Below are 12,055 nucleotides of genomic sequence, written 5' to 3' on the forward strand. Positions count from 1 at the left end.
TTGATTTACTCGCCTAAAATAGAAATTTACTCGCCGAATTTCATGATTTACTCGCTCATTTTTAACTTTTACTCGCCGAATATCACCATTTACTCGCCAAATTCCTCATTTCACCCGCCAACCGCCCATTTTTAACTAAAAAACAAAGACCAGTCCCGCACCCGGATAACTGGTCTTATTATTTCAAAAAATTATTTCTGTAAAGTAGCCTTAATAAAGTCACGGAACAATGGCTGAGGGCGGTTTGGTCTAGAGATGAATTCCGGATGGAATTGGGATGCCACAAACCATGGGTGATCCTTCAACTCAATGATTTCCACTAAACGGCCGTCTGGGCTTGTCCCTGAGAAGACAAAGCCTGCCTCTTCCATTTCTTGACGATAATGATTGTTGAACTCATAACGATGACGATGGCGCTCGTAAACGACATTATTTTCGTACGCTTCATGGGCTTTTGTTCCCTCAACAACACGGCAAGGGTACAGTCCAAGACGTAACGTTCCGCCTAAATCCTCGACATCCTTCTGCTCTGGAAGCAGGTCAATGATCGGATGCTGTGTTTCCGGTACGAACTCAGAAGAATGAGCATCTTTATAGCCAAGGACATTGCGGGCGAATTCAATAGTCGCCAGCTGCATGCCTAAGCAAATGCCAAGCAATGGCTTTTTAGACTCACGCGCATAGCGGATCGCTTCTATTTTCCCTTCGACACCGCGGTCGCCGAAGCCGCCTGGAATCAGCACTCCATCTACCTCATCAAGAAGTTCCACCACATTTTCACGGGTAACCTCTTCGGCATTGATCCATTTAATTTCTACATCGGAATCAAATGCATAACCAGCATGCTTCATCGCTTCCACAACGGAAATATAGGCATCCTGAAGTTCCACGTATTTACCGACTAACCCGATGCGAGTCTTGTTGGCAAGACTCAGCACGCGGTCAACCAGCGCTTTCCACTCAGTCATATCCGCTTCCCCAGTTTGCAGCTTCAAATGGTCGCAGACGATTTGGTCCATGTTCTGCTCCTGCAAAGCTAGCGGAATGGAGTATAGCGTATCGGCATCACGGCACTCGATGACCGCTTTTGCATCAATATCACAGAATAACGCTAGTTTATCTTTCATATCCTGCGAAATTTCCATTTCAGTACGAACAACAATAATATTTGGCTGAATGCCAAGGCTGCGCAGCTCTTTTACGCTGTGCTGGGTTGGCTTTGTTTTCATTTCACCAGCCGCTTTAATATAAGGAACAAGTGAACAGTGAATATACATGACGTTTTCACTGCCAATATCGCTCTTAATTTGGCGGATTGCTTCTAAAAACGGCAAGGACTCGATATCACCGACAGTACCGCCGATTTCCGTAATCACCACATCAGCATTGGTTTCTTTGCCGGCACGGAAGACACGGTCTTTAATTTCGTTCGTGATGTGCGGGATAACCTGCACGGTTGCGCCAAGATAGTCACCGCGGCGCTCTTTGCGAAGGACAGTGGAATAGATTTTTCCAGTTGTCACGTTGCTGTATTTGTTTACGTTAATATCAATAAAACGCTCATAGTGGCCCAAATCCAAATCCGTTTCCGCACCATCATCGGTTACGAACACTTCGCCGTGTTGATACGGGCTCATTGTTCCCGGGTCAACGTTGATGTACGGGTCTAATTTTTGAGTGGTCACGCTTAAGCCGCGATTTTTCAATAAGCGTCCTAAAGATGCGGCGGTAATTCCTTTTCCAAGCGATGAAACAACACCGCCAGTTACAAAAATATACTTTGTCATGTAAATATTCCCCCTCAGATACAGTTTGTGCATTATTCAGAATGTTAAAGGGTATTTTTGCAAAAATTATTTTTCTGCTGCTCCAAAAAATAAAAAACCCCATAAAAGCTGGGTTTTTATCAAAATAAAAAGCGCTCCTCTTACGCATTGTAAGGGAGCGCGTATACATTCGTTCGAATGGTCCTTTTTAAGGAGCCCAAACAAGATGATACAAGGGGCTGATGAAAAAGTCAAGCCTATTCATCCCGAGATGAGATGTTTAAGATTAGAGATCCTCGTCCTCTTCCTCATCTTCTAGTTCAAGTTCTTCTTCCTCTTCTAGGTCATCTTCAAGTTCTTCATCATCTTCGAATTCAAGTTCTTCGTCATCTTCAAGAACGTCATCTTCATCTTCGAATTCGTCGTCGATTTCATCAATCTCGTCAAGGTTCTCCTCTTCATCGTCAAGGAGATCATCTTCCTCTTCAAAGTCGTCGACATCGTCGTAGTCTTCGTCATCAAGTTCTGCAAATTCGTCGATTTCATCGATATCCTCGTCTTCGACAACCTTCTTCTTCTTCTTCTTCGATTTGACGACTGCGACAACTTCTTCCTCTTGGGTATCAACCGGATACCAAACGCGAAGTCCCCAGCGGTTTTCACCTAAAGTCAAGAATCGGCCATCGATATTTAAATCGGTGTAAAACTGTGCCAGACGAGCACGCATTTCTGATTCAGAAATACCCGCAGCCTTGGTAATTTCCTTCACTAAATCGGCGAAGGCGACTGGCTGCTTACTATTTTTCATAAATTCATAAGCCATTTCGATAAGCGATAACTCTTGCAGCTCCTCTTTTGAGTACATTGCTAAACTCAATATCGGCACTTCCTTTCTCTATTTAACACTCTTAGTAGAGTGAATAACGGCTATTTCAAAGTTTTTCCTTAAAAACGCATATTCCTCATTATAAACAAATTCTAGAGGTTTATGCTAGTTCTAGCTGTTTGTTTTACTTGATTTTTTCCTTTTTTGGCTTCTCTTCATTCTTTTTAATCTGTTCTCTTACTATTTTTAGCTCTTTAAGAGATATGTACAAAAAGAAGATGGCCAGCAACAGGAACGAAACAGCACCTAGTTGCAGTTCATAAAGATAATATAATGGCCAGGCTGTAATTATTAAAACCATGATGATATGATTTACTCTCATAAGCTGACACCTGCCCATAACCTCTGGAGGTAAAATACTATATTGATTATATAGGATATATCATAATATTGGAAAATATTTTTTGAAAATCAAAAAAGGGGGAAGTGCCCCCCTTTTGATTAACGTCTCCACTCATTACATATTTCGGCGATACTGTCCGCCTACTTCGTATAGGGCGCGTGTGATTTGGCCGAGACTGGCGACTTTGACGGTTTCCATAAGTTCGGCAAAGATGTTGCCGCCGCTTGTGGCCGCTTCCTTCAACCGCTTCAGCGCTGCATCGGATTCTGCTGCGTGCGCATCCTGGAAGGCACGCAAATTGTGAATCTGCAGCTCTTTCTCCTCCGTCGTTGCCCGAGCCAATTCCATATTATCAATCGCTTCCTCGGATGGAGGATTTGGATTCAAATACGTATTTACCCCGATAATCGGCAGTTCGCCCGTATGTTTTAACATTTCATAGTGCATTGACTCATCCTGAATCTTGCCGCGCTGGTACTGAGTTTCCATTGCGCCCAGCACGCCGCCGCGGTCATTCAGCCGTTCGAATTCTTGAAGTACCGCTTCTTCAACTAAATCAGTCAGCTCTTCTACGATAAACGAGCCCTGAAGCGGATTTTCATTCTTCGTCAAGCCGTGCTCCTTAGTGATAATCATCTGAATCGCCATTGCCCGGCGGACCGATTCCTCGGTCGGTGTAGTAATCGCCTCATCGTATGCATTCGTATGCAGCGAGTTACAGTTATCGTGCAGCGCCATTAATGCCTGAAGCGTTGTGCGGATATCATTAAAATCGATTTCCTGCGCGTGCAGCGAACGGCCCGATGTCTGCACATGGTACTTCAGCTTTTGGCTGCGCTCGTTGGCACCATACTTGTCACGCATGACAGTCGCCCAAATGCGACGAGCCACCCGGCCAATCACAGTATACTCCGGATCCAAACCATTCGAGAAGAAGAACGACAGGTTTGGCGCGAAGTCATCAATGTTCATGCCGCGGCTCAAATAATACTCAACGTACGTGAAACCGTTCGACAAGGTAAATGCCAGCTGCGAAATCGGGTTCGCTCCCGCTTCGGCAATATGGTACCCGGAAATCGACACGGAATAATAGTTACGCACCTGATGGTCGATAAAATATTGCTGGATATCGCCCATCATCCTTAAAGCAAATTCTGTAGAAAAAATACATGTATTTTGGCCTTGGTCTTCTTTTAAAATATCAGCCTGAACTGTACCGCGGACGGTTTTCAGCGTATAGGCTCGAACTTCGGCAAATTCTTCGACAGTTAGGACACGGCCTAGTTCAGCTTCTTTACGTTTTAGCTGCTGGTCAATTGCCGTGTTCATGAACATCGCCAGGATAATAGGCGCTGGACCGTTGATCGTCATCGATACGGATGTCGACGGATGACAAAGGTCGAAGCCATCGTACAGCTTTTTCATATCGTCTAACGTACAAACGCTGACGCCGCTTTCGCCGACTTTACCGTAAATGTCGGGACGGTAATCCGGGTCTTCCCCGTATAGGGTCACCGAGTCAAAGGCCGTGCTGAGGCGTTTTGCCGAATCGTCCTTCGATAAATAGTGGAAACGGCGGTTCGTCCGTTCCGGTGTGCCTTCCCCGGCAAACTGGCGTTTTGGATCCTCCCCTTCACGCTTGAACGGGAATACTCCTGCTGTGTACGGGAAGGAGCCCGGCAGGTTCTCACGATACACCCAACGCAGGATTTCGCCATAATCCTTGTATTTTGGCAGGGCCACTTTTGGAATATCAAGCCCTGATAAGCTCTTTGTTTTTAAAATTGTAATGATTTCCTTGTCGCGGATTCTCGTGACGAACTTATCGGCGGAGTACGCTTCTTTTGTTTTTTCCCAGCCGTCAAGAATACGCTTTGACTCAGGTGTCAGCTGCGCTTCGGTTTGCTGTTTAACCGCTTCGAGGGCTGCAACGACTTCCGGCTGGCTCTTCACCGCTTCTATGGCGCCTTCCAGCTGGAATAATTTCCGGGAAATATTCGCCTGCTGCTCCGCTTTTTTATGATAGCCGCGAACGGTCTCGGAAATTTCCCGTAAGTAATAACGGCGGTCCGTCGGGATGATGATGTTTTGCTTTTCGACCTTCGCCTCTTTGCTGTATGAAGTAACCCAATCGGTCGCAGCTTTTTCATTGATTTTTTCAACAAGAGCCGCAAATAAGGCATTCGTGCCAGGGTCATTGAACTGGCTGGCAATTGTGCCGTACACCGGCATTTCGGATGGGTCTTTTTCAAAAAGCATATGGCTGCGCTGGTACTGCTTCTGCACCTGGCGCTTCGCGTCCTCGGAGCCCTTACGCTCAAATTTATTGATGACAATCAGGTCGGCAAAGTCGATCATGTCGATTTTTTCCAGCTGGGATGGCGCCCCGAACTCGCTGGTCATGACGTACATCGCGACATCGCAAATTTCCGTGATGCCAGCGTCGCCCTGGCCGATTCCGCTCGTTTCGACGATGACCAAGTCAAATCCGGCTGCCTTCGTGACCGCTACGGCGTCTTTGATGGCCAGCGACAATTCGCTCCTTGATGCACGGGTTGCCAAGCTGCGCATATAGACGTTTGGTGAAAAAATCGCATTCATACGGATTCGGTCGCCAAGCAACGCACCGCCCGTTTTTTGCTTGGTTGGGTCAACTGAAAGGATCGCAACCTTTTTGGCTGGAAACTCGTTGATAAAACGGCGGATCAATTCGTCCGTCAGCGAGCTTTTTCCAGCGCCACCTGTACCGGTGATCCCGATAACCGGAATCGACTTCTCCAGCTCCTTCACTTTTTCAAGAACCTGCTCAGCTGTGGCAGCCGCCTCATTTTTTTGGTCAACATGATTTTCCGCAATTGTAATCAGCTTGGCAACGGCATTCGTGTCACCCGTCGGCAGCTTTTCGATTTGCTCTGGGATATTTTCTGAAGCAACCGTTGAAAAATCACACTCTTGAATCATCTGGTCGATCATGCCCTGCAACCCGAGCTTTCGGCCGTCTTCCGGAGAGAAGATTCCGGCAATGCCGTACTCTTGGAGTTCATTGATTTCTCTTGGGATGATGACGCCCCCGCCGCCGCCATAAATGCGGATATGCGATGCGCCTTTTTCTTTTAATAGGTCGTACATGTATTTAAAGTATTCAACGTGCCCTCCTTGATAAGAGGAAATCGCAATTCCCTGGGCATCTTCCTGAATGGCAGCGTTGACAACCTCCTCGACCGAGCGGTTGTGGCCAAGGTGAATAACCTCGGCTCCGCTTGATTGAAGGATGCGCCGCATGATATTGATGGAAGCATCATGGCCGTCAAACAAACTCGACGCGGTCACAAAGCGAATATGATGCTTCGGCTGATATTTTCCGGTTGTACTCATCTCAATTTGGCCCCCTTGTATTTTAAAATTCTTGAATTACTTCTTTTAACCGTCCCTTTTTACCCCAAGCCCTTTAAAAATAAACTCAGTCTGCAATTCGATGTATTCCTCAAGCGTAAACAGCTTCCGGAGCGCCCAGCGGCGGAAGCCCCACATTTGCCCCTGGACAAAAATATCGTGGGCGATGATTTTGATTTGTTTTTCCGACAGCTCAAGTTCGCCGTTCTCCACACATTTGTGGAGCATATTTTCAAACATGGCGACCATCTCTAATTCCTTTTTTAACACATATGGAAGGGCGTCCTTGGATAAGGATTTTACTTCCTGATACATGACGAGGATTTCGTCCTGCAATTCATCCATAACATAGAAAAAGTTTGCAATTCCCACTTTTAAGCTCTCTAATGTCCCTTGCTTGTGATCAAGGTTCTCCTCGAGCTGCTCCTTCACATGATCATAGATACTGTCGCAGACCAGATATAAAATATCTTCCTTCGTCCGGATGTACTCGTACAATGTCCCGATGCTAAAGCCCGCCGCTCTGGCAATTTCCCGGGTCGTTGTCCGATGAAACCCCTTTTCTTTAAAAAGTGCAACGGCCCCTTTGATCATTTGATCACGCCTTTTTTGCACAAGGCGTTCGTCTTTGACCGAGGCCTGAACCTCCCGTTTATTCATCGCGCTCGAACCGCTCCTTGTCTAGCTACAGCGCCTAGGGGCTCGAAGGTCTACAGCCAATCCGTCAAGAAGGCTAAAAAGCAGCCTTCTCGCCGGCTCGTCTAGCCTCGTGCCCCTGGTCAAGGCGCTTCCGCTTTTCGTTTTACTTCGTAATCATTCTAGAAATAACAAGGCGCTGAATTTCCTGAGTGCCCTCGTAAATTTGCGTGATTTTCGCATCGCGCATGAAGCGTTCGACCGGATAATCCTTCGTATAGCCGTAGCCGCCGAACACTTGAACTGCTTCTGTTGTTACCTTCATCGCGGTATCGCCTGCAAACAGTTTAGACATAGCGGACTCCTTACCATACGGAAGACCGTTGGACTCAAGCCATGCTGCCTGATAGGTTAATAGTCTTGCTGCTTCAATGTTTGTCGCCATATCGGCAAGCTTGAAGCTGATGCCTTGGTTGGCGGCGATTGGCTTGCCGAACTGAACGCGTTCCTTCGCATAGTCAACTGCTGCATCAAGAGCGCCTTGGGCAATACCGACTGCCTGCGCCGCGATGCCGTTCCGGCCGCCATCCAGTGTCATCATCGCCACTTTAAAGCCTTCGCCCTCTTCGCCAAGTCTATTTTCAACCGGAACCTTGCAATCTTCAAAAATAATTTCTGTTGTCGGTGAGGAACGAATACCCAGTTTCTTTTCTTTTTTCCCAACAGAGAATCCCGCGAAATCCTTTTCAACGATAAATGCTGTTGTACCGCGCTGCTTGTTGGATGGATCGGTTAGTGCAAATACGACATAAATGTCGGCCTCACCGCCATTGGTAATGAAAATTTTTGAACCATTCAGCACGTAGTGGTCGCCCTCAAGGCGTGCCATCGTTCTCATCCCGCCTGCGTCAGAGCCGCTGCCAGGCTCCGTTAAGCCGTAAGCACCGATTTTTGAACCTTCGGCCAGTGGACGAAGGTATTTTTGCTTTTGCTCTTCATTACCGAACTTGTAAATTGGCCAGCTGGCAAGAGATGTGTGTGCGGAAAGGGTAACCCCGACTGATGAATCGATGCGGGAAAGCTCTTCAACCGCGATACAGTAAGCAAGATAATCACTGCCGATGCCGCCGTACTCTTCCGGCCATGGAATTCCCGTTAAGCCAAGCTCCGCCATTTTGTCAAAAATCTCCCGGTCAAAGCGCTCTTCCTCATCACGCTCAGCGGCCGTCGGAGCAATCTCGTTTTGCGCAAAATCGCGCACCATTTTGCGAATCATTTCATGTTCTTCGGTTAATTTGAAGTTCATTTTGGGTATCCTCCTCAGTTTTATCTACAATTATTGATTGGATATCTACAAATTTTTAAATATATCTACAAAATTCCAAGGGATATCTACAATTTTTAAAATATATCTACAAAATCCCAAAGGTTATCTACAATTCCATCCCTAAAGATGCTTGCTAATTACAATCCTCTGAATCTCGCTCGTGCCCTCATAAATCTCCGTCACCTTGGCATCACGGAAGTAGCGCTCAACTGGGTAATCCTCAGTATAGCCGTAGCCTCCGAAGACCTGGATTGCTTCTGTCGCCACCTCCACCGCTGTTCTTGTTGCAAAAAGCTTCGCCATCGACGCTTCCATACCGCACTTCAAGCCTTGCCCACGCAAATCTGCAGCTCGGTAGACTAGTAATCTAGCAGCCTCCACATTCGTCGCCATATCAGCAAGCTTAAATCCGATCCCCTGCTGGGCGGCAATCGGGTTCCCAAATTGATGGCGCCCCTTCGCATATTCGGTTGCGGCCGATAGTGCGGCTTCGGCAATTCCAAGCGCCTGGGCGGCAATTCCGATGCGGCCGGCATCGAGGTTAGCCATTGCAATCTTGAAACCTTCGCCCTCAGCACCAAGCAAGTTCTCAACCGGAACGCGCATATCCTCAAACGTAAGCTGTACCGTTCTCGAGCCATGCAGGCCCATTTTCTTCTCGTCCTTGCCAATCACAAGTCCAGGGGTATTTTTTTCAACAATAAAAGCAGATACCCCTTTGGCGCCCAATTCCGGATTGTTTTTTGCAAAAACGATGTAAACATCGGCCTCGCCGCCGTTGGTGATGAAGACCTTGGAACCGTTAATCACATAATGGTCGCCGTCGCGAACCGCCCGCGACTTCATGCTGGCAGCATCCGACCCGGCGCTCGGCTCGGTTAAGCAGAAGGCCCCAAGATACTCGCCTGAAGCAAGCTTTGGTACGTACTTTTGCTTCTGGTCCGCCGTTCCAAAGTAAAGAATCGGGTTCGTACCAACGGAGGTGTGTACCGACAAGATCACACCCATTGTCGCGCTCACCTTGGAAAGCTCGTTGATGGCGATGATATAGGAGGTGAAATCCATCTCAGCGCCGCCGTATTGCTCCGGAACCGGGATGCCCATTAAGCCTAGCCCGCCCATTTTGCGGAGAATCTCACGCGGAAATTCCCCTTTCTCCATTTTTTCTATAAACGGCGCAACTTCAATGGCGGCAAAGTCGCGCACCATTTTGCGCATCATTTCTTGCTCTTCTGTGAATGTAAGATTCATGCTGAACTCCCCTTTTGGAGAAAGTAGTGTGACCGAACTCATTTTTAAAGCCCCTTTCTCGAGGATACTGTATTCTTTGCTTGAATCTTGCTACCCCTATTTTTAAGACCCCTACTGCTATTCTTGAAAAATTTCTCTCCCGAGTAGACCATATCGTTATCTCTATCTTTCTATTTTTGTAAAATTTGACGACTTCAAAGCTTATTCGTATACATAAAATCCGCGTCCAGTCTTCTTACCCAGCCAGCCTGCTTTTACATATTTACGCAGCAGCGGGCATGGGCGGTACTTGTCATCGCCAAAGCCTTCGTGCAATGTTTCCATGATGTAAAGGCAGGTATCCAAACCGATAAAGTCGGCGAGCGTTAACGGCCCCATTGGGTGGTTCATGCCAAGCTTCATCACTTCGTCGATGGCATCCTTCGTGGCCACGCCCTCGTATAATGTATAGATCGCTTCGTTTATCATCGGCATTAGCACGCGGTTGGCAACAAAGCCAGGGAAGTCGTTTACCTCTACAGGCACTTTGGATAACGTTTTTGTCATGTCCTCGATGACTTGATACACTTCATCTGCCGTTGCCAAGCCGCGGATGATTTCCACCAGCCTCATAACTGGCACCGGATTCATGAAGTGCATACCGATGACCTTTTCCGGGCGCTTCGTTGCTGCCGCGATTTCCGTGATAGGCAGCGAGGAGGTATTGCTTGCTAAAATCGCATGCGCCGGCGCAATTTCGTCTAGCTGCGCAAAGATTTTTGTTTTGATTTCCATGTTTTCAACAGCTGCTTCGATGACAAGATCCACGCCGGATGCGTCTTGCAGGTCTGTTGATGGAGTCAGGTTCCTCAGAACCTCTTGCTTTTGCTCCTCGGTCATGCGGCCTTTGTCAACGTTGCGGGATAGGTTTTTGTTGATTACTCCGAGTCCGCGCTCAACAAATTCCGATTTCAAATCGTTTAAAATAACCTTATAACCAGCTTGTGCACATACCTGGGCGATTCCCGAGCCCATTTGGCCGGCCCCAATTACCATTACCTTTTCTACTTTCATGTTTTCCCCTCCGATTTGGCGGCCGGAAATGAAATCCGGCCTTGATTTTTGTATTATTTTTGCGTATCGACAGTAAAAAATAGTTATCCGACAGTAAGGATGTCTTATGCGACAGTTATGGTCACTTATACGACAGTAACGACGCCTTATACGACAGTTACTGCCGCCCGCCGGTCTGCCTTTCAGCAAAGTTGTTTACCTCTTCGGCACCTCAATCATAATCGCATCGCCCTGGCCGCCGCCGCTGCAGATGGCCGCGATGCCGATCCCGCCGCCGCGGCGCTTTAACTCATGCAACAAAGTAATGATGATTCGCGCTCCGCTTGCGCCAATTGGATGGCCAAGGGCAACCGCACCGCCGTTGACATTGACTTTTTCCGGATCCAAGCCGGCGATTTGGCCGCTTGCCAGCGCTACGGCCGCAAACGCTTCGTTAATTTCAAACAAGTCAATTTCCTCAAGGCTTCGGCCTGTTTTTCGTAAAATTTCATTGATAACAAGTCCCGGTGTTTGCGGGAAGTCCTTGGCTTCTACCGCAATCGCAGCCTGACCGATGATGACCGCTTCTACCCGCCGGCCTTCATGCTCCGCACGTTCCTCGCTCATCAACACGAGTGCACCGGCTCCATCATTGACCCCAGGTGCGTTTCCGGCTGTGATGGTACCTTCGCCATTAAACGCCGGTCCAAGCTTAGCTAATTTTTCTATAGAAGTGTCTTTCCGCGGCGCTTCATCATGCTCGACTACTACCGGCGCCCCTTTGCGCTGCGGCACCTCCACCTTCACAATCTCTTCGGCAAACTTGCCGCTCTCGATTGCTTCAATTGCCCGCCGGTGGCTTCTTAATGCCCACTCATCCTGTGCTTCGCGACTAAGCGACATCTCTTCAGCAGTCGAGTTTCCGTACGTTCCCATATGCACGCCGGTAAAGCTGCAGCTCAATCCATCGTGAATCATCAAATCCTGAACAGCCGCGTCGCCCATTCTTAGGCCCCACCTTGCTTTTGGCAAAATGTACGGTGCATTTGACATTGATTCCATACCGCCTGCAACAATCACTTCTTCATCGCCGGCGCGGATGATTTGGTCAGCAAGCGTGACGCTGCGTAAGCCTGATGAACAGACCTTGTTAATCGTTTCTGTTTTCACTTCCCATGGCAGCCCAGCGCCCCGCGCAGCTTGGCGGGATGGGATTTGCCCTTGTCCACCCTGCAGGACTGATCCAAATATCACTTCTTGCACGTCTTCCGGATTCACATTAGCACGTTGTAACGCTTCTTTAATGGCTATACCGCCTAACTGAGAAGCGCTAAAGCCGCTCAATGCCCCGCCCAATTTACCAAAAGGCGTTCTAACCCCGCTTAAGATAACCGTTCTGCTCATTCAAAACATTCCTTTCC

Annotated in this window: 9 protein-coding genes; all 9 read right to left on the minus strand. The window is 47.9% G+C overall.

Going from position 1 to position 12,055, the window contains the following annotated elements; translation table 11 throughout:
• Window positions 1-191: 191 nt before the first annotated feature.
• Entirely contained in the window at window positions 192-1,787 is a 1,596-nt protein-coding gene (locus KHB02_RS21240; RefSeq protein ID WP_213147956.1) for a CTP synthase, read from the minus strand.
• A 265-nt stretch (window positions 1,788-2,052) separates the two neighbouring features.
• Window positions 2,053-2,643: a DNA-directed RNA polymerase subunit delta gene (gene rpoE / locus KHB02_RS21245; RefSeq protein WP_277398331.1), complete on the minus strand. Its 591-nt coding sequence runs from the start codon at window positions 2,641-2,643 to the stop codon at window positions 2,053-2,055.
• A 133-nt stretch (window positions 2,644-2,776) separates the two neighbouring features.
• Window positions 2,777-2,974: a hypothetical protein gene (locus tag KHB02_RS21250; protein WP_213117109.1), complete on the minus strand. Its 198-nt coding sequence runs from the start codon at window positions 2,972-2,974 to the stop codon at window positions 2,777-2,779.
• A gap of 135 nt (window positions 2,975-3,109) precedes the next feature.
• Complete coding sequence (gene icmF, locus KHB02_RS21255) at window positions 3,110-6,370, minus strand: fused isobutyryl-CoA mutase/GTPase IcmF (protein ID WP_213147955.1); 3,261 nt, start codon at window positions 6,368-6,370, stop codon at window positions 3,110-3,112.
• A gap of 45 nt (window positions 6,371-6,415) precedes the next feature.
• Window positions 6,416-7,048 (minus strand): TetR/AcrR family transcriptional regulator, encoded by a 633-nt coding sequence (locus KHB02_RS21260; protein WP_213147954.1) that lies wholly within the window; start codon window positions 7,046-7,048, stop codon window positions 6,416-6,418.
• A 142-nt stretch (window positions 7,049-7,190) separates the two neighbouring features.
• Window positions 7,191-8,330 carry an acyl-CoA dehydrogenase gene (locus KHB02_RS21265; protein ID WP_213147953.1) on the minus strand — a complete coding sequence of 380 codons (1,140 nt, stop codon included), beginning with the start codon at window positions 8,328-8,330 and terminating at the stop codon, window positions 7,191-7,193.
• 141 nt (window positions 8,331-8,471) lie between these two features.
• Window positions 8,472-9,602 carry an acyl-CoA dehydrogenase gene (locus KHB02_RS21270; RefSeq protein WP_213148109.1) on the minus strand — a complete coding sequence of 377 codons (1,131 nt, stop codon included), beginning with the start codon at window positions 9,600-9,602 and terminating at the stop codon, window positions 8,472-8,474.
• A 201-nt stretch (window positions 9,603-9,803) separates the two neighbouring features.
• Entirely contained in the window at window positions 9,804-10,655 is an 852-nt protein-coding gene (locus KHB02_RS21275) for a 3-hydroxybutyryl-CoA dehydrogenase (protein ID WP_213147952.1), read from the minus strand.
• Window positions 10,656-10,850: 195 nt separating this feature from the next.
• On the minus strand, window positions 10,851-12,038 hold the full coding sequence (locus KHB02_RS21280) for an acetyl-CoA C-acetyltransferase (protein ID WP_213147951.1): 1,188 nt from the start codon (window positions 12,036-12,038) through the stop codon (window positions 10,851-10,853).
• Between the last annotated feature and the right edge of the window lie 17 nt (window positions 12,039-12,055).

This window comes from Neobacillus citreus, assembly GCF_018343545.2.
Lineage (GTDB): Bacteria > Bacillota > Bacilli > Bacillales > Cytobacillaceae > Neobacillus > Neobacillus citreus.